At 66.0% G+C, this 24,224-nt stretch carries 25 protein-coding genes and 1 tRNA gene; 11 read left to right on the top strand and 15 right to left on the bottom strand.

The window, feature by feature from the left end:
• Position 1 precedes the first annotated feature (1 nt).
• Positions 2 to 430: a DUF488 family protein, N3 subclade gene (locus MXF70_RS01200; protein ID WP_248516763.1), complete on the bottom strand. Its 429-nt coding sequence runs from the start codon at positions 428 to 430 to the stop codon at positions 2 to 4.
• Positions 431 to 526: 96 nt separating this feature from the next.
• On the opposite strand from MXF70_RS01200, the gene MXF70_RS01205 reads away from it, so the two are divergent.
• The gene (locus MXF70_RS01205) at positions 527 to 1,315 is read left to right on the top strand and encodes an MBL fold metallo-hydrolase (protein WP_248516764.1); all 789 of its coding nucleotides are present in this window, start codon (positions 527 to 529) and stop codon (positions 1,313 to 1,315) included.
• A gap of 62 nt (positions 1,316 to 1,377) precedes the next feature.
• Here MXF70_RS01205 and MXF70_RS01210 read toward each other — a convergent pair whose 3' ends face one another.
• Positions 1,378 to 2,289 (bottom strand): aldo/keto reductase, encoded by a 912-nt coding sequence (locus MXF70_RS01210; protein WP_248516765.1) that lies wholly within the window; start codon positions 2,287 to 2,289, stop codon positions 1,378 to 1,380.
• Between the two features lie 22 nt (positions 2,290 to 2,311).
• On the opposite strand from MXF70_RS01210, the gene MXF70_RS01215 reads away from it, so the two are divergent.
• Positions 2,312 to 2,455, top strand: a complete 144-nt coding sequence (locus tag MXF70_RS01215; protein ID WP_248516766.1) for a hypothetical protein — start codon at positions 2,312 to 2,314, stop codon at positions 2,453 to 2,455.
• Positions 2,456 to 2,488: 33 nt separating this feature from the next.
• Here the strand turns inward: MXF70_RS01215 and MXF70_RS01220 are convergent, their stop codons facing one another.
• On the bottom strand, positions 2,489 to 3,097 hold the full coding sequence (locus MXF70_RS01220) for a translation initiation factor IF-2 subunit beta (RefSeq protein ID WP_248516767.1): 609 nt from the start codon (positions 3,095 to 3,097) through the stop codon (positions 2,489 to 2,491).
• 96 nt (positions 3,098 to 3,193) lie between these two features.
• Between MXF70_RS01220 and MXF70_RS01225 the strand changes: the two genes are divergently transcribed.
• On the top strand, positions 3,194 to 3,799 hold the full coding sequence (locus tag MXF70_RS01225; RefSeq protein WP_248516768.1) for an MBL fold metallo-hydrolase: 606 nt from the start codon (positions 3,194 to 3,196) through the stop codon (positions 3,797 to 3,799).
• A gap of 110 nt (positions 3,800 to 3,909) precedes the next feature.
• Here the strand turns inward: MXF70_RS01225 and MXF70_RS01230 are convergent, their stop codons facing one another.
• Entirely contained in the window at positions 3,910 to 4,059 is a 150-nt protein-coding gene (locus tag MXF70_RS01230) for a 50S ribosomal protein L40e (RefSeq protein WP_248516769.1), read from the bottom strand.
• Positions 4,060 to 4,245: 186 nt separating this feature from the next.
• Between MXF70_RS01230 and MXF70_RS01235 the strand changes: the two genes are divergently transcribed.
• Positions 4,246 to 4,647, top strand: a complete 402-nt coding sequence (locus MXF70_RS01235; protein ID WP_248516770.1) for a YlbF/YmcA family competence regulator — start codon at positions 4,246 to 4,248, stop codon at positions 4,645 to 4,647.
• Between the two features lie 51 nt (positions 4,648 to 4,698).
• Here the strand turns inward: MXF70_RS01235 and MXF70_RS01240 are convergent, their stop codons facing one another.
• Positions 4,699 to 5,427: a sugar phosphate isomerase/epimerase family protein gene (locus MXF70_RS01240; RefSeq protein WP_248516771.1), complete on the bottom strand. Its 729-nt coding sequence runs from the start codon at positions 5,425 to 5,427 to the stop codon at positions 4,699 to 4,701.
• A gap of 179 nt (positions 5,428 to 5,606) precedes the next feature.
• Here MXF70_RS01240 and MXF70_RS01245 point away from each other — a divergent pair, with 179 nt between their 5' ends.
• The gene (locus tag MXF70_RS01245) at positions 5,607 to 7,895 is read left to right on the top strand and encodes a nitric-oxide reductase large subunit (RefSeq protein WP_248516772.1); all 2,289 of its coding nucleotides are present in this window, start codon (positions 5,607 to 5,609) and stop codon (positions 7,893 to 7,895) included.
• Between the two features lie 115 nt (positions 7,896 to 8,010).
• On the opposite strand, the gene MXF70_RS01250 is transcribed toward MXF70_RS01245, so the two are convergent.
• The 4 genes from MXF70_RS01250 to MXF70_RS01265 all read right to left on the bottom strand — a co-directional run bounded on the left by MXF70_RS01250 (position 8,011) and on the right by MXF70_RS01265 (position 9,515).
• Complete coding sequence (locus tag MXF70_RS01250) at positions 8,011 to 8,331, bottom strand: type II toxin-antitoxin system HicA family toxin (RefSeq protein WP_310736352.1); 321 nt, start codon at positions 8,329 to 8,331, stop codon at positions 8,011 to 8,013.
• Positions 8,261 to 8,515 carry a type II toxin-antitoxin system HicB family antitoxin gene (locus MXF70_RS01255; protein WP_248516774.1) on the bottom strand — a complete coding sequence of 85 codons (255 nt, stop codon included), beginning with the start codon at positions 8,513 to 8,515 and terminating at the stop codon, positions 8,261 to 8,263. The genes MXF70_RS01250 and MXF70_RS01255 overlap by 71 nt, the downstream gene beginning before the upstream one ends.
• 233 nt (positions 8,516 to 8,748) lie before the next feature.
• Positions 8,749 to 8,822: transfer RNA gene (locus MXF70_RS01260), tRNA-Ile, on the bottom strand.
• A 69-nt stretch (positions 8,823 to 8,891) separates the two neighbouring features.
• Positions 8,892 to 9,515 (bottom strand): FxsA family protein, encoded by a 624-nt coding sequence (locus MXF70_RS01265; protein WP_375140834.1) that lies wholly within the window; start codon positions 9,513 to 9,515, stop codon positions 8,892 to 8,894.
• Positions 9,516 to 9,912: 397 nt separating this feature from the next.
• On the opposite strand from MXF70_RS01265, the gene MXF70_RS01270 reads away from it, so the two are divergent.
• Complete coding sequence (locus MXF70_RS01270) at positions 9,913 to 12,024, top strand: ABC transporter ATP-binding protein (protein ID WP_248516776.1); 2,112 nt, start codon at positions 9,913 to 9,915, stop codon at positions 12,022 to 12,024.
• 45 nt (positions 12,025 to 12,069) lie between these two features.
• Here MXF70_RS01270 and MXF70_RS01275 read toward each other — a convergent pair whose 3' ends face one another.
• The gene (locus MXF70_RS01275) at positions 12,070 to 12,864 is read right to left on the bottom strand and encodes a DUF429 domain-containing protein (protein ID WP_248516777.1); all 795 of its coding nucleotides are present in this window, start codon (positions 12,862 to 12,864) and stop codon (positions 12,070 to 12,072) included.
• Positions 12,865 to 13,018: 154 nt separating this feature from the next.
• Here MXF70_RS01275 and MXF70_RS01280 point away from each other — a divergent pair, with 154 nt between their 5' ends.
• A complete protein-coding gene (locus MXF70_RS01280) occupies positions 13,019 to 13,213 on the top strand; it encodes a cold-shock protein (RefSeq protein ID WP_020447035.1) in 195 nt (64 codons plus the stop codon).
• Positions 13,214 to 13,484: 271 nt separating this feature from the next.
• On the opposite strand, the gene MXF70_RS01285 is transcribed toward MXF70_RS01280, so the two are convergent.
• Both MXF70_RS01285 and MXF70_RS01290 read right to left on the bottom strand, forming a co-directional pair.
• Positions 13,485 to 14,603 carry a J domain-containing protein gene (locus MXF70_RS01285; RefSeq protein WP_248516778.1) on the bottom strand — a complete coding sequence of 373 codons (1,119 nt, stop codon included), beginning with the start codon at positions 14,601 to 14,603 and terminating at the stop codon, positions 13,485 to 13,487.
• Between the two features lie 118 nt (positions 14,604 to 14,721).
• Complete coding sequence (locus MXF70_RS01290; RefSeq protein ID WP_248516779.1) at positions 14,722 to 16,425, bottom strand: DNA polymerase Y family protein; 1,704 nt, start codon at positions 16,423 to 16,425, stop codon at positions 14,722 to 14,724.
• A 327-nt stretch (positions 16,426 to 16,752) separates the two neighbouring features.
• Here MXF70_RS01290 and nirK point away from each other — a divergent pair, with 327 nt between their 5' ends.
• Complete coding sequence (gene nirK, locus MXF70_RS01295) at positions 16,753 to 17,835, top strand: copper-containing nitrite reductase (RefSeq protein WP_248516780.1); 1,083 nt, start codon at positions 16,753 to 16,755, stop codon at positions 17,833 to 17,835.
• An 81-nt stretch (positions 17,836 to 17,916) separates the two neighbouring features.
• The gene (locus MXF70_RS01300; RefSeq protein WP_248516781.1) at positions 17,917 to 18,552 is read left to right on the top strand and encodes a DUF502 domain-containing protein; all 636 of its coding nucleotides are present in this window, start codon (positions 17,917 to 17,919) and stop codon (positions 18,550 to 18,552) included.
• Positions 18,553 to 18,661: 109 nt separating this feature from the next.
• On the opposite strand, the gene MXF70_RS01305 is transcribed toward MXF70_RS01300, so the two are convergent.
• Positions 18,662 to 19,678, bottom strand: a complete 1,017-nt coding sequence (locus tag MXF70_RS01305; protein WP_248516782.1) for a PfkB family carbohydrate kinase — start codon at positions 19,676 to 19,678, stop codon at positions 18,662 to 18,664.
• Positions 19,679 to 20,007: 329 nt separating this feature from the next.
• On the opposite strand from MXF70_RS01305, the gene dpsA reads away from it, so the two are divergent.
• Complete coding sequence (dpsA, locus tag MXF70_RS01310) at positions 20,008 to 20,556, top strand: DNA starvation/stationary phase protection protein DpsA (RefSeq protein WP_248516783.1); 549 nt, start codon at positions 20,008 to 20,010, stop codon at positions 20,554 to 20,556.
• 769 nt (positions 20,557 to 21,325) lie between these two features.
• Here dpsA and MXF70_RS01315 read toward each other — a convergent pair.
• Positions 21,326 to 21,487: a hypothetical protein gene (locus tag MXF70_RS01315; protein WP_248516784.1), complete on the bottom strand. Its 162-nt coding sequence runs from the start codon at positions 21,485 to 21,487 to the stop codon at positions 21,326 to 21,328.
• 108 nt (positions 21,488 to 21,595) lie between these two features.
• The gene (locus MXF70_RS01320; protein WP_248516785.1) at positions 21,596 to 23,356 is read right to left on the bottom strand and encodes a heme-binding protein; all 1,761 of its coding nucleotides are present in this window, start codon (positions 23,354 to 23,356) and stop codon (positions 21,596 to 21,598) included.
• A gap of 300 nt (positions 23,357 to 23,656) precedes the next feature.
• Here MXF70_RS01320 and MXF70_RS01325 point away from each other — a divergent pair, with 300 nt between their 5' ends.
• The gene (locus MXF70_RS01325) at positions 23,657 to 24,181 is read left to right on the top strand and encodes a PadR family transcriptional regulator (protein WP_248516786.1); all 525 of its coding nucleotides are present in this window, start codon (positions 23,657 to 23,659) and stop codon (positions 24,179 to 24,181) included.
• Positions 24,182 to 24,224 lie beyond the last annotated feature (43 nt).

The raw sequence follows: 24,224 nt of genomic DNA on the forward strand, positions 1-24,224 counted from the left end.
CTCAAGACAGTCGCTCCTCCAGCACCTCGCGCAGGATCGTCCGGTGACAGCGCTTCTTCTCTGTGTTCTCGAAGCAGACGAGGACCAGATCCTCCCCCTCGCGAAGCCGCTCCACCAGTCCGTCCACCGCCGCGGACCCCGCCTCCGTCGCCAGATACTCCCGATACCGCGTCCCGAAATCCACCTCGTCCCAGGCCACGTTCTGGGCGTCGTCGTCACAGATCCCCTGCATCTTCAGATCCTCCTCGCGCTGTGTGGCTTCCTCCAGCAGGTCCTCGGGTGGGCCGAGCGCGGGTACGTTCTCGTCGACGGCACCGTGGAACCAGGAGGTCGGCCGGCGAACGACGCCGATCCGTCGTGCATCGTCGGGGAGGTCCACGAGATCGTGCTGGATCGCGGCGACGTACGTGTCGTGAACCTGGCCGGGCATGGCCGGTGGTAGGGATCGGCGGCCAAAAATACCTCCCCGGTGACCGCGTTGCCGAAAGGGCTGGATTTTCCCGGCGTGGCGCTCTCTGTTCGGGCAGTGACAGTACGCTACGACGGACTCCGGCTCGACTGGCTCGGCTACGCCACAGCGCGGATCGAATCCCGCGACGGGACGGTGGTGTACACCGATCCTGGTCGCTACGGTGTGCTCGACGGCAGCTGGTCCGAGCAGTACCCGGAACGGGCCAGCGCCGACGATCACCCGAGCGGGCCAGCGATCGCTCCCCAGGACGGCGACGTAATCGTCGTCACGCACGACCACCACTACTCCGACGACGCCATCGACCGCGTCGCGAGCAACGACGCGACGGTGGTCGTCTACGAGGCGGTCTCGGCAGCGGGTGTCGCGGCCAACAGCGATCGGGACGTCGTCGAACCGGAGGAACTGCCCTACGACGTCGAGCGCGTCGGGTACGGCGATACGCTGGAGATTGCAGGCGTCACAGTCGAGGCCGTTCCTGCGTACAATCTCCCTGACGGCCCGGAGGCTGACGAGTCCGTCGACGTGCTCCATCCCTACGAATTCGGCTGTGGCTACGTCGTCACGCTCGACGGGACGCGGTGTTTCTGGACCGGCGATTCGGACGTCGTCCCCGAGCAGCGGTCCCTCGACGTGGACGTGTTCCTCCCCTCGATCGCACGCTCGTTCACGATGGATCGCCACGAGGCGGCCGAGCTCGCGGGCGAGCTAACCCCGGGGCTCGTCCTGCCGATCCACTACAACACGTTCGACGCGCTCCGATCGGAGTCGGCAGCGTTCGCAGGCGACGTCGCGAAGCGCTCGGTGCCGGTCGCGCTGGACGAGGGCTGGCCGGCAGATCTGTGAACGTGCCGGCCGACGAATCCGTGACTCGAGAATAGACCGCAGGGGCTCGGCTGCCAGATCCGTTACTCGATGTAGGTCGTCGGAACTGGCGACTCGCCGCTCGCACCCTGCTCGCGCAGTTCGTCCTGGGCGTCGGCGTCGAGCGCTTCGTAGTTCTGGGCGGCCTCCAGAATCGCCGGAACGAGCTTCGGATCGCCGGCGTTCGGGATCGTCGTCATGCCGTTCGAGAGCGAGAAACGGAGACACTCCTCGAGATCCGCGGGGTCGTCGAATGGCTCGTACCAGGTGTCGTAGGGGCGCTCGTCCTCGGGCAGATCGTCGGGCCAGGGGCCCTTCGCGAACCCCTTGATGCAGAGGGTGCCGAGTCCCTCCTCGTGGGCCTTCTCGAGGACTGCGTCGTAGTCGTACTCCGGGCCCTCCTTCCCGGCAAGCGTGTAGTTGTAGGGGAACATCACGGTCTCGAGTTCGGGCATTCGGTCGATCGCGGAGCGGATCAGGGCGGGGTCGCCGTGGCTCGTAAGGCCGATGTGATCGATGAGGCCCGCCTCCTTCGCCTCCACGAACGCCTGGAGCGCGCCGGGATCGTGGTCACCCTGGGCCATCTCCGGGCTGTACTCGCCGGTGATGGCGCGAAGTTCGTCGTAGCTCGTGACGGCGTGAAACTGGTAGAGGTCTATCTTGTCGACGCCCAGGCGATCGAGCGAACGGTGGAGCTCGCCCCACGCGCCGTAGTAGGTGCGCTCCTGAGTCTTGCAGCCGAGGAAGATATCCTCGCGGTGGTCATCGAGTGTCGGAGCTAGTTTCAGTTCGGCGTCGCCGTAGGTCGGCGCGACGTCGACGTGGTTGACGCCAGCGTCGAGCACGTCCTGCATCATCTCGTCGGCCTCGTCCTGTTCGAGGAAGTTCAGCGCGATCGCGCCGAAGGTCAGGACGCTCGATTCCTGGCCGGTTTCGCCGAGCGGTCTGGTTTCCATAGCTAGGGCTACGTAGCGGATCGTGAAACAGTTTGGCCAGTCGGCGAGGCAGGAGACGGGAATAGACGCCGAGAGAGCAGCGGCCGAGGAAGCAGTGGTAGATGAAGGAGATGCTGCGGAAGAAGAGTTAGAGACGAACAGTAGATCGAGAAGAGGAGAAACGTGAGGAAAGGGAAAACGAGGGAGAGACGCCGCGCGTTCAGGCCTTCCGCGCGAAGGCGAGGTCGCCGGACGTCGACTTGATGTACGCCTGGACGGTTTCGCCCTCGCGGGCGCCCGCGACGAAGATAGTGTACTTGCCCCGGTTGGCGACGCCGTCGCCCTTGCGACCGGTGCCGGTGATCTCGACCTCGTAGGTGCCTCCCTCTTCGACGGTCTCCTGTTGCTGGCCAGAGCTGGCCGTCGAGCGCTTGGAGATCGGCCGGAAGGCGCCACAGGCGGTACAGCGCAGCATCTGCGTGCGGTTCTCCTTGACGAGGCGGGTGTCGGGGAGGCCACACTCAGAGCAGGTGACGAACTCCGCGACGTACTCGTCGAGGGAGTTCTCGAAGTCCGCTCGAGTGAAGGAACCACTGTAGCGCGCCTGGCCACCTTCGAAGGTTCCGGAGGTCCCAAGGTCGCCCTGAATGTGGCGGTGGAGGTGATCGGGATCGCGGTCGAGAGCGTCGGCGACCTGTTCGATGTTGGTGAAACGAACGAACGCGCCGTCCGTTTCGAGCGCAGGGTCGGGGACGTCGAGGCGTGCTTCCTCCGTACCGAGCTCCGGGAGGTCGTCGTATGCCCGGTCGAGGCTAGCTTCGTATTCCATACGATTCGAAGGTCCGTCGGGCGTAAAGCGGTTCCGACACGATGCGCCAGGCTCCCCGAGCCGTAGCTTTTCCCGCCAGCGGACCGAACCCGGCACATGGAGGTTCACACCGTCACCGCCGACGCGGAGACGTTCACCTGCAACGCCTACCTCGTCACCGGCGAGCGAACAGTTCTCGTCGACGCCGGGGCGATGGACGGGGTCGAGAACGTGATCGCCGAGTACACCGACGACCTCGACGCCGTCGTGCTCACCCACCAGCACGGGGACCACGTCGAACAGCTCGACGCCGTGCTCGACGCCTTCGACGCTGATCTCTACGCCTGCGCCGAGCATCCCCGCCGGACGAAGGCGCTCGACGACGGCGACGAGGTGCAGATCGGCGACGAGCGCTTCGAAGCGGTGCTGACCCCGGGGCACGCCGACGACCACCTCTCCGTCGTCAGCGAGACGACGCTGTTCTCCGGCGACGTCGTCGTCCACGACGACGGCGCGTTCGACTACGGTAGCTTCGGCCGGACCGACATGGCCGGGCAGTCACGCGAGACGCTGATCGACTCGATCGAACGGCTGCTGGATCGCATGCCTGCGTCGGTCGAACACATGTACGCCGGCCACGGCGCCGAGTTCCACGGCGACGTCCGCGACGTCGTGGAGACGGCACTCGGACGAGCGGAGCGACGGGAGCCGAAGTACGACTGAGAGAGAGAGAGAGAGGAGTACGACTGAGAGAGGAGTGAGATTCGGAGTGAGAAAGCAGAGCGCGGCGATTCGACTCTGCGAGGGTAGCGACGGATAGAGAGGAGCGTGGATCAGGCCGAACGCGACTCGCGGGCCTTCGGTCGAAGGCTGCCGTGGCCGCACTTCCGGCAGCGATCCGCTTCCTTTGCGTTCCGGGCGTTGCACCGCATGCAGATCGACTTGTTGAGGAGCCGATCCTCCGCTTGCTCGAATCTGGCCATGGGCGGCGTTGGCCGTGGGTTCGGTTAAGTCTTGTCAGTTTCTGCGAGATGGCGACAGTGTAGCTGTGCCGCTCGCGGAGAGGATCAGCCGACGAGCGCGTCCTCGTCGTCCCCACTGTCGGGGGCGTACCGGCCCATTTACAGCGTTCCGGCAGCTTGAAACGCGCTCGTCGGCAAGGCGATCGCATGAGCATCGACGCGGACATCGAAGCGGACGCCGGCGTCTCCGAGACCGTCGAGCGACTCGGCCAAGAGCTCGGCGAGGCGATCACCAGCCTCCCCGAGTACGAGCGATACGAGTCCGCGAAAACAGCCGTCGAGAACCACGAGGACGCCCAGGAACGCATCGCCGAGGTCGAGCAGCTCCGGGAGGAGTTCATGCTCGCTCGCCAGATCGGCGAAGCAGACCAGGCCGATCTGCAGGCGCTCCAGTCCGCCCAGGCGGAGCTGCACGACCTCCCCGTGATGGAGGAGTATCTCGAGGCCGAAGCCGCACTGAACGGTCGACTCGAGGCGATCAACGACGCGATCTCCGAGCCGCTCGACGTGGACTTCGGACAGACGGCGGGCGGCTGCTGTGAGGACTGACGACCGTCGGCGGGACCGATCGGTTCGTGGCAGTCAGCGGTCTTTTGCGGACTACTTCAGATTGAGCAGATACTGCGCAGCGTCGTCCAGGGTATCCAGCGGTTCATCGCCCTCGTACTCGTAGACGTACCAGTCCGCGCCGATCGAGGCGGCGGCGTCAGCGCAGGCTTCGAGGTCGACGTCGCCCGCCCCGAGCGGCACGGAGGCGTCCGATTCGACGTCGACGTCCGCGAAGTGGACAAACTCAGCGCGTCCATCGAGCCGGCGAAGCCACTCGGCGGGATCCTCGCCAGCCCGGAGCGCGTGGCCGACGTCGAGTTCGATCCCGATCTCCGTCGCGGCGAGGAACGCCTCGAAGGCGAGGCCGCCCTCGATCGACTGGAACTCCTGATCGTGGGTGTGGTAGTGGAGCGTACAGTTCGTGTCTTCGAGCTCCTCGGCGACGGCCTGGAGCCGGGTCGCGACGCCCGCGACGCCCTCCTGGCTCTGGAAGTACTCAGGTCCCACGCCGGGGCAGATCAGATCCGTACAGCCCATGGCCTCGTATCGCTCCGCGAGCGCGACGGCGTCGGACTCCAGATCGTCGATGCCGACGTGGGCTGCTGCGACGTCGAGCCCGTTTCGGCTGAGCATCGACGCGACGTCGTCGGGTTCGTGCTCGGTCTCCCGCCCGGCGAACTCGACGGCCTCGAAACCGGAGGCAGCGACCATCTCGAGGAGATCTTCGAGCGAGCCGTCGACGTCGCGGAGGGTGTACAGCTGGATCGCCGTTCGTGCCATGATAGCTCCTACGGCAGCCAGCGGAAAGCGTTTTTGCAGGGTTCGGTCGGTATCGGCAAGGGGCGGGCGGAATCGGCAGGCGACGGTCGCGACGTCGCGGAGCCGAACACGATCGGGGATCGTTTCAGCCCGTAGCGGCCGGGATTATCTTGAAGTAGGTATTCTTCGAAGCGGGCGGTATGGAGATCACTCGGTCGACGATCGCCACACTCCTGGCAGTCGTGTTCGTCGTCAATCTGATCGTCATGGCTGGTGGAGCGCTGTACTCCTACCAGCAGACGCCGCCGATCCCCGACGCAGTCGAGGGGCCCGAGGGCGAGACGGTCATGACCCAGGAGTCGGTCCAGGACGGCAAGATCGCGTTCCAGAAGAACGGTCTGATGAACCACGGGTCGATCCTCGGCAACGGCGCGTACTACGGCGAGGACTACACAGCCGACGCGCTCGATCTGAAGACCCAGTTCATGCAAGAGTACTACGCCGACGAGCGCTACGGGGCGGACTACGATAATCTCGATCCGCCCGAACAGGCGAGCGTGGACTCGCTCGTCGAGACCGACCTCGATCGGTCGGGGACCGGCGGGACGCTCCAGTACACCGAGGCCGAGGTCTACGCGCACGAGCAGGTCCAGAACGTCTACGTCGAGCGCTACCACGAGGGCGACCACGAACGGGGCGTCCCCGAGGGGATGATCGATTCGGAGAGCGACGCTCGCGAGTTCGCGGACTTCGCGCTGTGGACGGCGCTGATCGCCTCGACCGATCGGCCGGGCTCCGACAGCTCCTACACGAACAACTGGCCCTACGCACCGCTCGCCGGAAACACGCCGACCGGCGACACGATGATCTGGAGCGTCATCAGCATGGTTCTGCTCGTCGCTGGCGTTGGCATCGGCGTCTGGCTCTACAAGGCCGTCGAGCTCCCCGAACCTCAGGTGCGAGCCGTCGAAGTGCCCGAGCCCGACGAGATCGCGCTCACCCCGAGCCAGCGCGCAGCGACCAGATTCCTCCCCGTCGCCGCCGGGTTGTTCGCCGCCCAGGTACTGCTGGGCGGGCTACTCGCTCACTTCTACATCGAACGTGCCGGCTTCTTCGGCATCGAGGAGATCTTCGGCACCCACATCCTGCAGATCCTGCCGTTCGCGATCGCGAAAACGTTCCACCTCGATCTCGGGATCCTCTGGATCGCAACGCTGTGGCTGGCCGCGGGACTGTTCCTCCCGCCACTGCTCACCGGCCACGAGCCCGACGGTCAGCACCGGTACGTCCACGTGCTGCTCGTCGCGCTCGTCGTCGCGGCGGTCGGTGGCCTCGCCGGCGTCTGGCTCGGCGCGAACGGCTACGTCGACGGCGAACTCTGGTGGATCATCGGCAACGAGGGGCTCGAGTATCTCGAAGTCGGGCGGCTCTGGCAGGTCGGCCTTCTCCTCGGGTTCGTCATCTGGACGGTGCTGGTCGCACGCGGATTCCGGCCGCTGCTCCGCCGGGAGTCCCGCTACGGCCTCGCACACATGATCATCTACGCGGGCGGGTCGATCGGCCTGCTGTTCGTCGCCGGGATGTTCTACACGCCCGAGACGAACATCGTGATGACGGAGTTCTGGCGCTGGTGGGTCGTCCACATGTGGGTCGAGGGCGCCTTCGAGTTCTTCATCGTCTCCGTCATCGGGCTCACGCTCGTCTCGATGGGCCTGCTTCGCAAGCGCTCCGCGGAGAAAGCCGTCGCCTTCCAGGCGCTGTTCGTCATGGGCTCTGGAATCATCGGCGCCTCCCACCACTACTGGTGGGTCGGCCAGCCCGACGTCTGGATCCCACTTGGCTCCGTCTTCTCCACGCTGGAGCTCATCCCGCTCATTCTGATCCTCTTCGAGGCGATCAACGAGTACCGCGCGATGGCCACCGGCGAGGAGTTCGCCTACACGCTGCCGTTCACGTTCATCATCGCCTCTGGCTTCTGGAACTTCGTCGGCGCCGGCGTGCTGGGCTTCTTCATCAACCTCCCGATCATCAACTACTACGAGCACGGCACCTACCTCACCGTCGGCCACGCCCACGCGGCGATGTTCGGCGCTTTCGGCTTCCTCGCGCTCGGGATGGCCACCTACATGCTCCGGATCGCGACCAAGCCCGATCTCTGGAGCGAGCGCCGGCTCCGCTGGGCGTTCTGGTGCTGGAATATCGGGCTCGCGGTGATGGTCTTCGTCTCCGTGCTCCCCGTGGGCTTCGTCCAGCTCGAGACCGCGTTCACGGAGAACTACGACGCCGCGCGAAGTCTGGCCTTCTACGAGCGTGACCTGATCCAGTTCCTCTTCTGGGCACGCCTCCCCGGAGACACGCTGATCATCGTCGGCACGCTAATCTTCTGCTACGACATGGTGGCCAAGCGGTTCGCGCTGCGGGACGTCTCGATGCCGGAGGAGGTGCCCGGTTCGATTCCGGCTCGACTGCGGGCGAGCGACGACGACTGAATGGCGCATCTGCTCGATCGTGATACGCTGATTCGCCCCCACGCTTTCTTTCGGTGGCGTATCATCGATCGAGGTTACAGTTCAGATCAAAACTTGGGAAGAAGTCCAGAGAATGCTACCTGTGATCGTCGATCCAGCGGCACCACTGATCGAAGTCGTCGGCATCGCACTGTTCGGCAATCGCACGGAGTGTGCCGCGCTTGATCCGGTCGTGCAGCGGAACGGTCACCAGGCGGACATCATCCGTATCGGGATTCTCGTACCGAAGCCGGACGTGGCTTCCAGCCCGACCCACCGGCCGGTACCCGAACGATCGCAAGACATTGACCACGTCACGCCCCGAGAAATCCGTCGGCGCCACGATACTACTGGAGGAACTCCGGCAGCTGCTTCGCCTCGTCGGGGTCGACGCGCTCGGGATCCAGCCCGAGTTCACGGAGATCCTCCTCAGTGACGGGCTCCCCAGCTTCGCCGGTGTGCAACGCAACCGCCTCGTCGAGGTTCTCGAGGGCCTCTTGCCGGGACTCGCCCTGGCTGGCGACGCCGGTTTCGGCGTCAATCGCGGACCAGCCGCCGATCTCCTCGTCCTCGATCAGACGGATTTCCCGGCTGGAACTCATACGGGAGGATAGCTGACCTTCGGTGGTAAACCTTCGGGCGACAACCCATTGCTGACGCTCCTCGCGCGTAGTTCGCCGAAAACATGGGTCACCACGGATTGTGAACCATTGCGAGAAATGCTCGCTCCCGATGGTCGCTGCGCGTTCCTCGCAGGGCTCAAATCCGAGGTGCGTGTATTTCCTTCCTCACCGGACTCCTCGCTGTCGCTCGTCGACGATGGTTCGGAAGGAAATGGGCCACCACGGATTTGAACCGAGAACCTCCCGGTTATCAGCCGAGCGCTCAACCTGATTGAGCTAGTGGCCCTCGCGGTTCCCGCTAATCGGAGGTTGCTCAAAAGGGTTTCTAACTGACTGCCCGCGTGGCGGCGACGGGTCAGCGATCGTCGTCCTCGACGTCGTACTCGTCGCTGCCGAGATCGACCGTGTCGTCACCGCTCGTGCTGCCCGACTCACCAGCATCTGAATCCACGTCTGGACCGTCGCCCGCACCGCCGAAGGGTCCGCCGGGAGCGCCGGGGCCGCCGGCGCCGCCGAGGTCGAAGTCCTCGGGATCGACCGACTCCGACCCGCCGGATTGGGGAAAGCCGAAGGTGTAGACGTTGCCGGAGGCAAAGCCGCCCGTCTTCGCGTCCATCTTCGGGATGATGACCTTCTTCTTGAGGACCCAGCGGATCGGCGCTCGCGTGACCGGAATGACGAGCAGGAAGCCGATGGCGTCGGTCACGACCCCCGGCGTGAGCAGGAAGGCGCCCGCTGCGATGAGCAGACCGCCGTCGATGAGGCCGTCCGTCGGCGGCTCGCCCTCGGCGAGGGATCGCTGAATCCCGCGGATCGTCCGTCGCCCCTCCGCGCGCACGAGAATTCCGCCGATCAACGCGGTGAGCACGACGAGGAGGACCACCTCCGCCCAGCCGAGCTTCGTACCGAGCCACGCCAGCACTGCGGCGTCCACCAGTGGGATCGAGAGCAGCAGCGCCAGCAGCCACTTCACCATGATCCCGGCTACCCGCCCGGTCGGGAAAACCGTTGGCCTTCGCGAGATGGACAGGTGAGTGGGTGTGGTGCATTAGACAGAACGACTGCTTCGGAGCGACTGCCTCGAAAGCCCTCGGCCGGCTCCGCTCGCGCGAGCCGCTCTGCGCTCCTCGGTCGCTCGCTTCGCTCTCTCCCTGCGGTGCTGGAGGGCTCGTGCTTCCCGGACCCGGCCTCGCCCTTTCAGTCCGCCAGGGTGTGGTTTGTTGAGGAAGCCGATACCCTGTGGCTGAATCCCAGTCTGAGAGGGTGCAGCGGCCGTCGAGCTTCGGTGGTCCTGGTGCGAAATTCGCGGAGAGAAACACGGGCGGTGCTGCCGTCTTCGCGGGTTTAATCGGCCTCGGCGGATTCACCCAACGAGAATGGCGTCTGCAGCAGAAGAGAGCGTCTTCGAGCGCTACCGCGACCAGGTCGATCGGCCGCTGTCGCGGCTGTTCACGGAGTACGGCATGCCCGAGCTACGGTGGTTCTCGCTCGGGATGGTCGCGAACGTGATCGCGCGATCGGCGAGCCTGCTGCCGCCGCTCGTGCTCGGTGTCGCAATCGACGCGGTGTTCGTCGGCGAGGGGCAGTACTCCTTGCCTTTCCTCCCGCAGGCGTGGGTGCCGGGGAGTCAGTCCGGACAGTTCTGGTTCTCCGCGGCTCTCATCGTCGGCGCGTTCGTCGTGACCGGCGTGTTCACGTGGGTCTACGGGGTCGCAGCGAACATTTTCGCCCACCGGGTGATGCACGAGGTCCGCACGGACACGTTCGCGCGCATGCAGCGCCTCGACATGCCCTTCTTCGACGACAAGCAGACCGGCGAGGTCATGAGCGTCCTGAACAACGACGCCTCGAACCTCGAGGTCTTCCTCGACAACGCGCTCCAGAACTCCGCGCGCCTGGGCGTTATGCTGCTCGGCATCGCCGCGCTCCTCTTCTACATCAATCCGCAGCTCGCGGTGGTGACGCTGACGGTCATCCCCGTGATGATCGGCTTCACGCTCTGGTTCATGCGCGCGGTCGAGCCCCGCTACGTCGCGCAGCGATCCAGCGTCGGCGACCTCAACACGCGCCTCGAAAACAGCCTGAGCGGCATCGAGCTCGTGAAGGCCTCCGCGACGGAAGAGCGCGAGACCGAGAAAGTCACCGACGCCTCCTACGACTACTTCCAGCACACGATGTCGGTGCTGAAGCTGAACTACCTCTACCGGCCAGGAATGGAGTTCCTCGCCGGCATCTCCTTCGCGGCGACGTTCGTGGTCGGCGGCGTCTGGCTGTTCTCCGGCCCACCGGGGCCGTTCTCGGGCTCGCTGACCGTCGGCGAGTTCGTCACGTTCATCTTCCTGACCCAGCGGATCGTGACCCCGCTCGCGGAGGTCAGCAACATCGTCGATCAGTACGAGAACGCGAAGGCCTCCAGCGAGCGCGTCTTCGGGCTGATGGACGTTCCCGTGCGGATCGAGGATCCCGAAGACCCGGTCGACCTCGACGATCCCGACGGCAGCGTCGTCTACGAAGACGTCGACTTCGCCTACCCCGAGAGCGCGCTGGCTGCCGCTGAAGGCGCCGAGACCGAACTGATGGAGTCCGGCGATTCCGAAGCCGAGGATCGGGCCGAACGATCGACCGGCGACCTCGTCCTCGAGGGCATCAACCTCACCGCCGACCCCGGCGACACCGTCGCACTCGTCGGGCCGACGGGTGCTGGCAAGTCGACGGTCTGCAAACTCCTGCTCCGGCTCTACGACGTCTCCGAGCCGCGAGGCTCGGATGGCTCGTCGGCGGAGCGCAGCGAGTCCGACGGTGTGACCGACGGCTCGATCCGCGTCGACGGCCACGACGTCCGAGAGTGCTCGCTGGCGAGCCTGCGACGGTCGATCGGCTACGTCAGCCAGGACGTCGTGCTCTTCGACGGCACCGTCGAGGACAACGTCCGGTACGGTCGGTTCGATGCCTCGCGAGAGGACGTCGTCGAGGCCGCGAGGATGGCCGAGGCCCACGAGTTCATCGAGAACCTCCCCAAGGGCTACGACACCCGGATCGGCGAGGACGGCGTCAAGCTCTCGGGTGGCCAGCGCCAGCGGCTCTCGATCGCCCGCACGATCCTGCGCGATCCCGAGATCCTCGTCTTCGACGAGGCCACCAGCGCCGTCGACACGGAGACCGAGCTGCTGATCCAGCGCTCGCTGGACCGACTCGCCGCGGACCGCACGACGTTCGTGATCGCCCACCGGCTCTCGACCATCCGCGAGGCCGACCAGATCCTCGTTCTGGAGGACGGCCAGATCGTCGAGCGGGGCACCCACGAGGCGCTCATCGATCGGGGCGATCTCTACGCGTCGCTGTGGGGCGTCCAGGCCGGCGAGATCGAATCGCTCCCAGAGGAGTTCCTCGAAGAGGCCCGCGAGCGTGCGGCCGAACGACCGCCAGCGGAGCGATCGGCAGGTAGCGGCTCTCCCACTGACGGCGACGGCGAGGACGAGGACGGCTGAACGATGGTGAAGAGTCACACGTCTCGGTAGCGCCCCACGACGCCTTCACAGCGGCGCGTCCGACCGATAGACCAGCTCCATGGGAAGTCCGGTCGCGTCGGTCGGCGGCTCCGGCGGCAGCGATCGGAGCGTCGCGGTGGCGTCGTCCGATCTGGCGGTGTAGCCCAGCGCGAGGGCAGCGAGCACGCCCTCGATCGGTACGTCGGCGTCGGCGACGGCTTCCGCAGCGGACTGTACCGTGGGCGGCGCGTCGCGGTCGTGCTCGGCGAGGGTTCGCATGCGCTCGGCGTAGCCGCCAGCCGTCGACGGATCGCGGTCGAGTGGCTCGTCGGCGAACGCCCGGAACGCCAGTTCGGGATGGCTCCCCCGGAGCACCGACCGGGATTCCGGCACTTCCTGGAGGAGTTCGTCGACGGCAGCGATGGCGACGGACTGCTCGAAGGCGGCGCGAGTGAGCTGCGCGCCGGTCGTTCGTTCGTGGACTCGTCGCGCGGCGGGGAATCGGCGGCGCCGTGCGGCCTCGCGGGATGGCGGCGCGTGGATCGCCCGCGCTCGGTCGCCGAGTAGCTCGCGAGCGAGCACGTCACACTGCCGTTCGGCCGACTGCGCTCGATCGTCGCTCCCTCTGGCAGGCCCGGTGCTACCAGCGTCGTCGACGCGCCCGATCAGCCCGATCGGCACGCCGACGACGATCAGTTCGGCGTCCTCGCCGTACCGAGCCCAGATCGCTCCGATTTCGTCAGTTGCCACCGCCTCGACGAACGCCGGGCCATCGAACGCCACGGCGATCCAGCTACCGGCAGTGCGTGCGACGCCAACTGAGCGAGCCTGCTCGGTCACTGCCGGCGGTTCGGACGCCGGCAGCAAAAGGGCACGCACCGACACCGTCTCGCGTGGCTGGAGCGCCCCTCGGAAGGGCCACTGTGCGAGTGCGTGGCGTGTCGAGTCACGTCTCGGAAGCCTTATCCGCGATCCGCGCCTCTCGTGAGTTGCAATGGCATCCGGTACGGTTGACTTCTTCAACGACACAGGCGGTTACGGCTTCATCGAAACTGAGGACGCGGACGAGGACGTTTTCTTCCACATGGAAGACGTTGGCGGCCCCGACCTCGAGGAAGGCCAAGAGATCGAATTCGAAATCGAACAGGCCCCCAAGGGCCCCCGCGCGACCAACGTCACCCGGCTGTAAGGTTCGACGCTGAGCGCGATTCTTTCAGACGCAACCAACTCCCGAGCGACAGCGCTCTCCAGCGTGGAGGGCCGGCCCGTTGCTCGGCAGTCACGTCTTCGTTCGACGACAGTCCCATCTCCGTTCGACGGCACCGCGCCGTCTAACGGCAGTTGTTCCGCCGAGCGATAGCGCCAGAATCAGAAGATGAAGCGGTCCCTATGAGGAACGCGTAGATCGAGTGCAACCACGAGACGGAGCAAAAATTCAGGAACGACCGCCGCCCGTCGAGTCAGGAGAACAGCACCGCCGTGATCTTCGGCCGGACGAACGCGCTCAGGACCATCACCACGAGCGCGCCGAAGGGGAGCAGCCCGAACAACGCGAGCTCGGCGGCCAGCGGAACCTCGACCGCGGCCCCCGCTACGAGACCGACGAGGGGTCCGAGCACGGCGACCGGGTAGAGATACGTCGGCTTCCAGCCCGCGGAGAGCCGGGTGAGGTAGACGAGCAGGAAGACGACTGCCGGGAGCAACAGGGCGCCGAGCGCGAGCAGGATACCCCCGACGAGCACGGTCGTCTCAGGCGTCGAGCCTGCGATCAGTTCGCCGATCGTGGCGTCGTAGACGGTTGGGATCCCCTCCCGCTCGAACGCGGCGGAGAGTGCGCCGGTATCGGTGCCGGCAGCGCTGACGCGATCGGCCAGAGAACCGAACGCGTCCGCATTGGCGGCGACGACGGCGCCGACGCCGGCCGCGTAGATCGCCATCACGAAGTACAGCAGTGGCCAGCCGATCGCCTTGCGCACCCTGTTGTGCCGGGCGACGAAGTCGACGATCGGATCGTCGGCGTAGGCGACGCTGCGCGCGGATGCGGTCGCGCCTGCGCCGTCGGACGCCGTTCGTTGGGCGTCGCTGCCAGAGGAGCCCGTCGATCCGGTGTTGGCGGAGCTCGTGGTCCCCGTGGAACTACCTCCGGAGCTGGAGGTGCGTCCCCCGCTGCTGGTCGACGTAGAGCCCGTCGAGGTGCTGCTCCCCGTGGACGACCCCGATGGCGTGCCCGTCGCAGTTCCACCGGTGGCCGTCGAGGTGCTGCTCGTACCGGGCGATCCGGTTCGGTTGCTGGACGACGAATCGCCCCCGGAGTCCGGCGCCCACTTGTCCGGATCCGGCAGGCCGGAGAGCCGCTTCGCGACGTAGTCGATGTGGCCCATCCGATCGTAGGCGTTGCGCTCGACGGGATCACCGAGCGTGTCGTAGGCCTTCTTCACCGCCGTGAACTGTGCGTTTGCGCGTGGATCGTCGTTGTGGTCGGGGTGGTACTCACGGACCTTCTCGCGGAACGCCGTCTTGATCTGATCCTGCGACGCGTCCCGGGGCACCTCGAGCAGCGCGTAAAAGTCATCCGCCATACGAGATGCCCTCCATACCCAGCGGAAACGGGTCCAGGCTTATAATTTCCCTGGGACGGCGTCGGGGTGCTTGCATTCCCGCCAATGCATCTGGAAAAATGATGTGATCGACGAACTCTCAGTCGAACTCCGAGAGCGTGGTCTGATCTGGCGGCTGGCCGATCGGCTCTGGATCGGCGTGCTCGGCCGGGCCGTCGGACCAGACCCGGTCGAGGACCGACTGCCCAGGCAGGTCGTCGGTGTGCACCGCCTCTTCGCGCCGGTCTCCGTCGGGCTGGGCCTCGGAGGACGGGGTCTCCGATAGCTGCTCTGCGGAGCGTTCCTGGGCGGTGGTCGATTCGGCAGATGGATCCGCAGACGAGGATCCGGCGCCGTCGCTGTATGAGGTGAGATCAGGTACGTCCGGTTCCTCATCGTTCGCGGTGCCGAGGGTCCCAGTGATGTCGTCGCTGCCGGGGCCCCCAGTAGCGTCGTCTGTACCGACGGTCCCAGAAGTGTCGTCGGTGCCGAGGGCGCCACCGGTGTCATCCGCGTCGACGATTCCGGCGGTGCCATCGGCGCCGTTCCCTACAGCTGTCTCCGACGCGTTCGCATCGAGCCCGTCCGCCGATTGCTCGCCGTCCCAGCCGCCAAGCGTCGATTGGTCCGCGTCCGCGAAGGAGAGATTGGACACGCGCACGCCGACCTTTCTTGGCGTCTCGTCGTCGAACTCTGTGAGTAGATCGAGCGCCACCTCCTCGACGAGGTCGGGATCGTCGACGGGACCGGGGAGGGATCGCGCCCTCGTGTTCACGTCGAAGGGCGGGAGCACGACCTTGATCCCGATCGTCCGGTAGAGGGCGGCTTTCGACCGAGCGCGGTCGGCGACGGCTTCGCCGAGCGCACGAATGCGTTCCTCGACTGCGGCGTAGTCGTCCTCCGGATCGCCGAAGGAGGACTCCCGCGAGAGGCTCTTCGGGCGGCCGCGTGGCTCGACGCTGCGAGGGTCGACGCCGCGGGCTCGCTCGTGGAGTTCGCCGCCGCGATCGCCCCACTGCTCGACGACCCACTCCCTGTCGGCGTCGGCGAGGTCAGCGACGGTCTCGATGCCGTGTTCGCGGAGGGTTCGCGCCGTCACCGGGCCGATCCCGTGGAGTTCGTCGATCGGGAGCGGTGCCAGAAACGACGCGACCTCACCCGGCTCGACGACGACCAGCCCGTCGGGCTTGTCGTGGTCGGAGGCCACCTTCGCGGCGTGCATGGTCGGCGCGACGCCGACGCTCGCTGTGAGACCGACCTCGCGGTCGATTCGCTGTTTGACGTGCCGGGCGAACCCCTCGACGACCGACCAGTCGGTGCGCTCGGTGACGTCGAGATACGCCTCGTCGATCGACACCTCGCGGACGGTCTCCGCACAGTCGTGGAGAATCTCCTTGACGTCGGCGGCGGTCGACTCGTAGTAGCTCATGTCGACGGGCCGGTAGTGGCCGAGTGGCTCGTCGGGATCGCCGTCTCCGGCCGCGGAATCTGGCTCCTCCTCCTCCTCGGACTGCTCCTCGTCTTCTCTCTCCGCCGTCGCTACGCGAGGAAGTCGCTCCAGTGCCGTCGAGATCGCCTGCGCGCTCTCGACGCCGTGTTTGCGAGCCTCGTAGCTCGCGGTGGCGACGGCGCCGTCGGGCTGGCCGGCTTCATAGCCCATCCCGACGACGACCGGTTCGCCCTCGAGAGCGGGCTCGCGGAGGCGCTCACAGGCCGCGTAGAAACAGTCGAGATCGACGTGGACGACGATCCGCTCCTCGTCGTCGCCGGTCTCGACCCCCGGGAGCGTCGTCCCCTGCTGCACGCTGGATCGTTCGTCGTACGTCCCGGTTACTCTGTCGGTCGTTGCAGTCCGGCCCGTCGGTGAGTCCCCGGTCGACAGTCGACCGTCCAGGCAGACCGCTTCGGTGCCACTGCGGTAGGTCGCTCTATTGTGAACTGGGGCGCCGAACTCGTTCGACCGCGAACGGCCACCTGCGGAACAATTCCGGCCGGTTCGACGAGTATCGATCGTCGTTCTCAGTATCTGAAGATCCGGTGAACATCTCCGGGTAACGGATCGGGATTCGAGAACTAGCAGCCCCGGTATATGGGCAGGAGCACCCAGATATAGATGTAGAGGTGACCACCCATGGAATTCCCAGATAGCTCCCGGCGGGGTATGATGACGGCACTCGGCGCTGGCGCAGCGCTCGGGCTGGCTGGCTGTATCTCGGCGCCCGAAGAGGGCTCCGTCAGCGCGAACGATACGGAGGCCCAGGACGAGGAACTCGACGCGGCCAAAACCACGGACGTCGATCGCGTCGCAGCGGACCCGACCGACGTTCCCGATCCGATCAACCGGTCCAGTTCGGTCGAACACGACGTCACGCTGACGACCCAGGAGGTGACCGCAGAGCTCGAGCCCGGCGTCACGTTCGACTTCATGACGTTCGAGGGACGCGTCCCCGGGCCGATGATCCGGGTCCGTCGCGGCGACACGGTGAATCTTACCCTCGAGAGCGAGGATGCGAACAGCCTGCCCCACAACATCGACTTCCACGCGGTCTACGGGCCGGGCGGCGGCGCGGAGGACACCACGATCGGCCCCGGCGAGTCCGCCACGATCAGCTTCCAGGCGATGTACCCGGGCGTCCACATCTACCACTGCGCGGTGAGCAACATGGACCAGCACATCAGCGCCGGGATGTACGGCGCGATCCTGGTCGAGCCCGAGGACGGGCTGCCGGAGGTCGATCGAGAGCTGTACTTCGGCCAGAACGAGATCTACACGAACGGCGACGCCGGACAGGAGGGCCACCACAAATTCGACTTCGAGGCGATGAAGAAGGAGGAGCCGACCTACGTGACGTTCAACGGCGAGCCCCACGCATTCACGGGCGACCGCTACGGCCCGATCGAAGTGGAGCAGGACGAGAGCGTCCGGATCTTCCTCTCCAACGGTGGGCCGAACCTCGCCAGCTCCTGGCACGCGATCGGCAACGTCTGGACGAAGCTCTACCGGGACGGCTCGCTCGCGAGCGAGCCCGACAAGTACGTCGAGACCTGCCCGGTGCGACCGGGGACGGTCGCCGCCGCGGAGATCGACACGCCGGTTCCACAGCCGATCAAGATCGTCGACCACTCGCTCACGCGCGCGGCACGCAAGGGTGCCCTCGGCGTGATCCAGGTCAACGGGGAAGAGCGGCCGGAGATCTTCAACCCGAACCCGTAGGGCAGCACCGACCCCCGGCGGCGCCGTTCGCGGCCGGTCGAGACGAAAACACCGATAACGGTGGCCGCGTAACGACGGCCCGTGTGGTCGTCCATCAAGCGTGACGCCGCCAGCGGGCTCATCGTCCTGACGCCCCTGTTCGCGACGGCCTATACGCTCTGGTGGATCTTCCAGTTCGTCGCGGGCGTACCGCTGATGGGAGCGATCGCCCGACGGATCACCGTGCTACAGGTACTCGACCCCGCGATCGCACGAGTGCTCCTGACGATCGGACTGCTGTTTGGCGCACTCGTCTTTGCCTCCTGGCTGATGCGCACCAAACTCGGACCGTTCCTCGACGCCCGGGTCGAGGCCAGCTTCAACCACCTCCCCGGATTCCGCGTCATCTACAACGCTTCCAAGATCGCCATGGAGACCGTCGTCGACGAGGACGTGGATCTCACCTCTCCCGCGAAGGTCGAGCTCTGGAACGAGGCCAGGATGACCGCGTTTCCGACTGGCCGTGACACTGAGGACGGCCGGACGACGGTGTTCGTCCCCGCCTCGCCGGTGATCTTCGTCGGCTGGGTCATCGAACTGGACGAGTCGCGGATCATCCCCGCCGACGAGTCCGTCGAGGACGCGCTCATACGGGTGATCTCCGCGGGGTTTGCCGAGCGCTCCGAGCCGCCGAGCGAGGCGGACGCGCGTGCGGTCGAAGCCGACGGCGAAGCCTGATTCGAGTTGAACCCCGCGTCGAGTCCGTAACGAATCCAAAGCTGAGGCCGAGCCGAAGGCCAATTCGAGTCGAATCAGCGCCGAGTCCGAGCTGAGTCCGAACCGCCGCTCACTCCTCGAGGAATGCCGCAACTGCCTCTCGCGTCGGTAGCGCTTCCATCGCACCACGCTCGGTCGTCGATATCGCCGCGACGGCGTTGGCGAACGCCAGTGCGTCCGCGAGCGGTCGGTCGTCGCTGGCAGTTCCGGTGGCGTCCGTCTCGGCGGTCTCCGTTCCGTCGGTTTCCGTGCCGACTCCGACGAGCGCACGGATCAGTCCCGCAGTGAAGGCGTCGCCGGCGCCGGTGTCGTCGATCGCCTCGATTTCGTAGCCGCCGTGGTCCGAGGTGGCCGAACCCCACGGGGCGTCGTGGGTCGCGACAGCGAGGGATCCCGCCTCGCCGAGCGTCGAGACCACGGTGTGTGGAGCGCCGGCAGTCGCGTCCTCGGCGAGTGTCGCAGGATCGTCGCCGTCGTACCCGAGCGTGCGGAGCTCTGCCGGCGTCGCGATCAGCACGTCCGTGTGCTCGATCGCCCAGCCACAGACCGCAGCGAGCTCCGCGTCGTTGCCCCAGAGCTCCGGGCGGACGTTCGGGTCGAAAGAGACGGTACAGTCCGCCTCGGCGGCGCGTTCGAGGAGATCGAGCGTCGCGCTCCGTGCAGGTTCGTCGGCGAGCGTGACGCCGCCGGCGTGGACCCACGGCGTGCTCTCGAGCGTCTGGTCGGGGACGGTGCCGACCTGCAGCCGCGTATCCGCCGTCTCGTCGCGGTAAAAGGTGAACCGCGGGCCGACGTCAGCACCGCTGACGAACGCGAGCGAGGTGGCGGCGTCCTGGTCGTGCTCGACCAACCGCTCGGAGACGCCCTCACGTTCGAGCCGTGCAGCGAGGAACTCGCCGAAGGGGTCCGCGCCGACGCGCGTCCAGAACAGCGGCGGCCGGCCGAGTCGCGAGAGGCCGACGGAGACGTTCGCGGGCGCGCCGCCAGCCCTGCGGTCGAAGGACTCGACGTCGGCGAGCGGATCGTCCGTCCCAGGCACGAAGTCGATCAGGCTCTCGCCGGCGACGAGCGGCGGCGTATCCGTCATGATCGGTGTGTCTGCGGGCCCGCGTGATGAATCGCTCGTCATACCGCCGGATGCAGCGTGCGGTCCTCAGGAGGGGAAGGAACACGTCCAGCAGCCAAGAGGAACGCCCAGTACGTTCTCGGACCGGCTCGTAACGACTCGTCCCGACTCGGAAGAGATCGAAAGGGATCGGAACGAAACGGCAGCAGTCCGGCGATCTGCGGGCAGGAAATCGGATTCGATGATGCAACCATCTCTTCCAGTATCGTGAATATATCTTTCAGTAGAGCGAACATCCCTTTTCTGAAGGTGAATCTTTAAGTGGGATGCCACCGTAGCTAGAGTTGCACATGAGTACCCAGAAGACCGTCCGCCAGGAGGCCGGCACCGTCGAGGGCAGCGAAGCGCTCCGTATGCCCGCAGACAAGGCCGAGGAGATCGTCGAGGCCCTCCAGACCGACCTCGCGGACACGTACGTCCTCTACCACCAGCTGAAGAAGCACCACTGGCTCGTCGAGGGCGCCGAGTTCCGCGACCTCCACCTGTTCCTCGGCGACGCAGCCATGGACGCCGAGGAAGCAGCCGACGTGCTCGCCGAGCGCGTGCAGGCCCTCGGCGGCGTCCCGCTCTCCGGCGGCGCCACCTTCGAGGAGCACGCAACGATCGAGCCCGAGGACGACGACGCCTACGACATCCGGACGTCCCTCCACCACGACATGGAGCTGTACGGCGACGTCATCGAGTCCCTCCGCGAGCACATCGCGCTCGCGAACAACCTCGGCGATTACGCCACCGAGGAGGAGCTGCGCGAGATCCTCGAGACGACCGAGGAGCACGCCCACCACATCGAGCACTACCTCGAGGACGACACCCTCGTCTTCGAGGGCGCGATGGAGTAAGGCTCCGCACCAACTGCAGCTTTTTCGTCGTTCACGCGATCCATAGCGTCGGCTATCGCGTTTCAGATCGTTAGAGGAGGAATCTGCTAGACCCGTCTGCTTGGGGAATGCAGTTTGAGGTCAGAGATTCTATCGTTTCAAGAGGTTCCGAAAGCCCCCGGAGCGCTCGATGACCCGGGGCTCGTTGCGCTCCTCATTCGTTCGCTCAGCTCACTCACTGCGGTGCTAATGTCGCCCGGGGACAACCGAACCGCCCGGCCCCTTTCGATGTCCCACCCCGCTCCGCACCGCCGACCGCGACCTCGTCCTCCCCAACCTCCTCCCTTGCTTCGCTCGGTCGTCCCTCGCACGCTACACGGCTGTTGACACAGCCGCGAAACGCGCGCCACCGCTCACCACCGTACGTAGCTCAATTGAGCAAACTACCGGGTGGGACTGAGCGAGATCGAAGATCTCGCGAGGCACGGAAGAGCTCCGCTCTTCCGGTACTCCGGAAGGGGCCGACCGCTCGTCGATCCTAACGACGCAAGCACCGCAGGCCGGAGACCGAGGAGCGCAGCGAGTTAGGATCGTCGAGCGGGAGGGGCTGTCGCGGGCGTGGCCCGCGACGTCGGGAGACCTCCGGTCTCCCGGAATCCGTACCTGTTTGCTGTGCTGTGCGATCTACCTTGAACTGCGTTCTCTGGCAGTCGATATAATCGCACACAGAAAGGTCGCGAAGGAGAGCCGGCTGATCGAGACGAACAACGATCCGAAGACCGAATCCGCGCTATCGCTGGACGTCGACGGTGAGGTCGGTGCCGATCCAGCCGTCGGGATTGTCTCGTTCGGAGAAGACAGTACGGCCCGGGCAGCTCTCTGCCATGCAGATCTCGGTCGACTCCCCCTCCGCGTCAGCAGTGACAGACTCGTTCGCGTCGACTGATTCCATCTATGGAAGAAGTTAGGCCCGCCTAAAGCAAAAAGAGTTTTGGTACGCCTAAGAACGTCGCCGTTCCGTGTGATTCGGTACCGTGCTGCAGAGATGGGCCGGTCGTCCTCAGGCCAGGAACACGTGGCGCGGCCGGTCCGCGAGGACGTCCCGGCCCCACTCGACGGTGTCGGCGAACTCGTCGGAGCGGAAGAAGGCCATCGCGTCCTCCTTCGAGGCCCACTGGGATGCGATGAACATATCGTTGGCATCCTCCCGGTTCGCGTAGAGCGTCGTCTCGCGGTGGCCGTCCATCTCCGCAAGGAGCCCGCCGACGGTCGCGAACTGCTCGCGGAACTCCTCGCCGTACTCGGGCTTGACGGTGTAGAACATTCCCATCGTACCGAATCCGTCGCCGTCGCCGGCTTCCCGGACGATTCCGGGGAGATCCGAGAGATAGTCGCTGGCAGTCTCGGCGGCGTCCTCGGTGTCCCAGAGCGAGACGACCGCAGGATCTGCGTCCTCGGCCTCGTAGACCTCGGTTCCGCGGTGCGTGTCGTAGCGATCGAACCCGTCCGCGAGGTCGTCGACGGCCTCGGTCAGCGCCGTGGAGTCGGCATCGGAGTAGCAAACGAGCGCGAAAACGTCCTCACCGTGGGGCGAGCCGGCGTAGATGCCTTCTTCTTCGAGCTCGGCGCGCAGGTCGTGGTCGGTCGCTGCTGCGGTGCCGCCGTCCTCGGCAGCGTCGCTCGACTCGGAACCCTCCGCGCTGGCGTCAGCCACCGCATCGCCGACCGGTCCGGTCTCGGTCGACACAGCGCCATCGATCTCCGCGAGGAATCCGCTCGCCGTGTCGGCGGCGGAGGCAGTCTCCCAGACGGAAACGACGACTGCGCCGTCGTCGGTTGGGTGGACCTCGGTCCCGCGGTGCGTGTCGTAATGCTCGAAGTTCCCGCGGAGCCCGTCGACCTCCGACTGGACTGCGTCGCTGCTGGCCTCCGATCGGACGAGCACAGCGTGGCCGTCCGCCGGCGGCTCCACGTCGAGCGAAGCGAGCTCGTCGTCGAGACCAGAGTCCCCGCTCGCACCGTCGGCCGTGGACGGCTCCTCGGTCGGCACGCGCTCGCCGGCGAGGAACGCCTCGAGATCCGCGGGCGGGAACTGCCGACCCGAGTAGAACGGCCCGAACTCCGCGAACTTCGAACTAGAGGGGTCAAAGCGCATCTCGTAGAGCAGTTCCTTGACGTCCGTCGGATCGTCGGCGAACAGCGTGACGCCCCACTCGAAGTCGTCGAGGCCGATCGAGCCAGAGATGATCTGGCTGACCTTGCCGGCGTACGTCCGGCCGATGTCGCCGTGGGCCGACATGTACTCCGCACGATCGTCGAAGGAGAGATCGTACCAGTTCTGTTCGGGCTCGCGGCGTTTGTCCATCGGATAGAAGCTGACGAATCCGGAGTCGGGAAGCTCGGGGTAGAGCCGGGACTCGATGTAGTTGCGCATGCCCGGATCGGCCTCGGCGTCGGGTTCGAAGTAGTCCTCGGCGCCGGTGTAGCCGGAGGCCTCCGTCACGGAGACGTAGGAGGCAGTCCGCTCGGTGAAGCCGGCGAGTGCGGTCTGGGCGAACTGTCGCTCCAGATAGTCGAGGTCGTCGAGCGTCGGCCTGAGATGAAGCACCATGAGATCCGCTTCGTGGCCGAGCACGGCGAACGTCGCCGAAGCACCGTCGTCGGCGTCCGCGACGGCGACGGCGTTCTCGAGATACTCGCGGCCCTCCTCGATCGCGCGGTCGCGCTCTCGGCTGGGCGCCTCACGCCAGGCGTCCCAGTCGATCGACCGGAGATCGTGGAGGACGTACCAGCCCTCGTCCGTTTCGGGCGGTCGTGGCATGCCTAAGGGTTCTCGACCGGGGCCTTTGTCCCTTGCGAGTCGGCGCTGAAACTGATCGTTCGTGGGGCCCTACTCCAACGCTATGAACACGCGCACCGCCGCTCGTCGACGAGGGGGGCCCACAGATTTTTCCACGATCGAAAAACTACTTCCAGCTGTAGTCATCTGGACGCCGGCGTTTCGAGTGCGCTGATTCGTGCTTCCCCGACCGATCTACTATCGGGCCACCCGCGGTCGCTGTCCGCGCGGCCGTTGCAGGGATCGAAACCCCTTTTCTCGCGCGTACCCCATCACGGTCAAATGGAGTACAGCGGTGCGCCGAAGGGGCTCGTTTCCTATCTCGTGCTGGAGCTACTCGAAGAGAAGCCACGCTACGGCTACGAGATTCTAAAAGAAATCGAGTCGATCAGCGGCGGCCACTGGGAGCCGTCCTACGGATCGGTCTACCCCGTCCTCTACAAGTTCGAGGAGGAGGGCTGGGCCCAGCGCATCGAGCGCGAGGACGAGCCCGACCGGAAGTACTTCGAGCTCACCGACGCCGGGGCCGAGGAGCTCGTCGATCGCCGCGAGGAGAGCGCGGGAAAGGCCCACGACTTCGCGGACACCGTTCTCGGCTTCTACCACGTCTACGTCGCACTCGCCTGTGACGATCGCCTCGACGTTCCCTGCCGACCCGACGCCTGGTGTTTCGACGACACGTTCAGTGCGTGGATGATCGAGCAGATGATCCGGCACCACGAGCGGGATTTCGGCGAGTTCGAGCGGATCGGCGAGACGCCCGAGGAGTTCTACGAGAAACACGGCGTCGACACGGAGACGGACTGATTCGTACGGATCGGCTGAACCGGATCGTTCGCAGGCAGCTCTC

Source organism: Salinarchaeum laminariae (genome assembly GCF_023204835.1).
GTDB lineage: Archaea > Halobacteriota > Halobacteria > Halobacteriales > Salinarchaeaceae > Salinarchaeum > Salinarchaeum laminariae.

What these genes read in the sequence shown, in the direction of transcription:
- MXF70_RS01200 (WP_248516763.1), bottom strand. Translation starts at nt 430, where the DNA reads ATGCCCGGCCAGGTTCACGACACGTACGTCGCCGCGATCCAGCACGAT.
- MXF70_RS01210 (WP_248516765.1), bottom strand. Translation starts at nt 2,289, where the DNA reads ATGGAAACCAGACCGCTCGGCGAAACCGGCCAGGAATCGAGCGTCCTG.
- MXF70_RS01220 (WP_248516767.1), bottom strand. Translation starts at nt 3,097, where the DNA reads ATGGAATACGAAGCTAGCCTCGACCGGGCATACGACGACCTCCCGGAG.
- MXF70_RS01225 (WP_248516768.1), top strand. Translation starts at nt 3,194, where the DNA reads ATGGAGGTTCACACCGTCACCGCCGACGCGGAGACGTTCACCTGCAAC.
- MXF70_RS01230 (WP_248516769.1), bottom strand. Translation starts at nt 4,059, where the DNA reads ATGGCCAGATTCGAGCAAGCGGAGGATCGGCTCCTCAACAAGTCGATC.
- MXF70_RS01235 (WP_248516770.1), top strand. Translation starts at nt 4,246, where the DNA reads ATGAGCATCGACGCGGACATCGAAGCGGACGCCGGCGTCTCCGAGACC.
- MXF70_RS01240 (WP_248516771.1), bottom strand. Translation starts at nt 5,427, where the DNA reads ATGGCACGAACGGCGATCCAGCTGTACACCCTCCGCGACGTCGACGGC.
- MXF70_RS01245 (WP_248516772.1), top strand. Translation starts at nt 5,607, where the DNA reads ATGGAGATCACTCGGTCGACGATCGCCACACTCCTGGCAGTCGTGTTC.
- MXF70_RS01255 (WP_248516774.1), bottom strand. Translation starts at nt 8,515, where the DNA reads ATGAGTTCCAGCCGGGAAATCCGTCTGATCGAGGACGAGGAGATCGGC.
- MXF70_RS01270 (WP_248516776.1), top strand. Translation starts at nt 9,913, where the DNA reads ATGGCGTCTGCAGCAGAAGAGAGCGTCTTCGAGCGCTACCGCGACCAG.
- MXF70_RS01280 (WP_020447035.1), top strand. Translation starts at nt 13,019, where the DNA reads ATGGCATCCGGTACGGTTGACTTCTTCAACGACACAGGCGGTTACGGC.
- MXF70_RS01285 (WP_248516778.1), bottom strand. Translation starts at nt 14,603, where the DNA reads ATGGCGGATGACTTTTACGCGCTGCTCGAGGTGCCCCGGGACGCGTCG.
- nirK (WP_248516780.1), top strand. Translation starts at nt 16,753, where the DNA reads ATGGAATTCCCAGATAGCTCCCGGCGGGGTATGATGACGGCACTCGGC.
- MXF70_RS01305 (WP_248516782.1), bottom strand. Translation starts at nt 19,678, where the DNA reads ATGACGGATACGCCGCCGCTCGTCGCCGGCGAGAGCCTGATCGACTTC.
- dpsA (WP_248516783.1), top strand. Translation starts at nt 20,008, where the DNA reads ATGAGTACCCAGAAGACCGTCCGCCAGGAGGCCGGCACCGTCGAGGGC.
- MXF70_RS01315 (WP_248516784.1), bottom strand. Translation starts at nt 21,487, where the DNA reads ATGGAATCAGTCGACGCGAACGAGTCTGTCACTGCTGACGCGGAGGGG.
- MXF70_RS01320 (WP_248516785.1), bottom strand. Translation starts at nt 23,356, where the DNA reads ATGCCACGACCGCCCGAAACGGACGAGGGCTGGTACGTCCTCCACGAT.
- MXF70_RS01325 (WP_248516786.1), top strand. Translation starts at nt 23,657, where the DNA reads ATGGAGTACAGCGGTGCGCCGAAGGGGCTCGTTTCCTATCTCGTGCTG.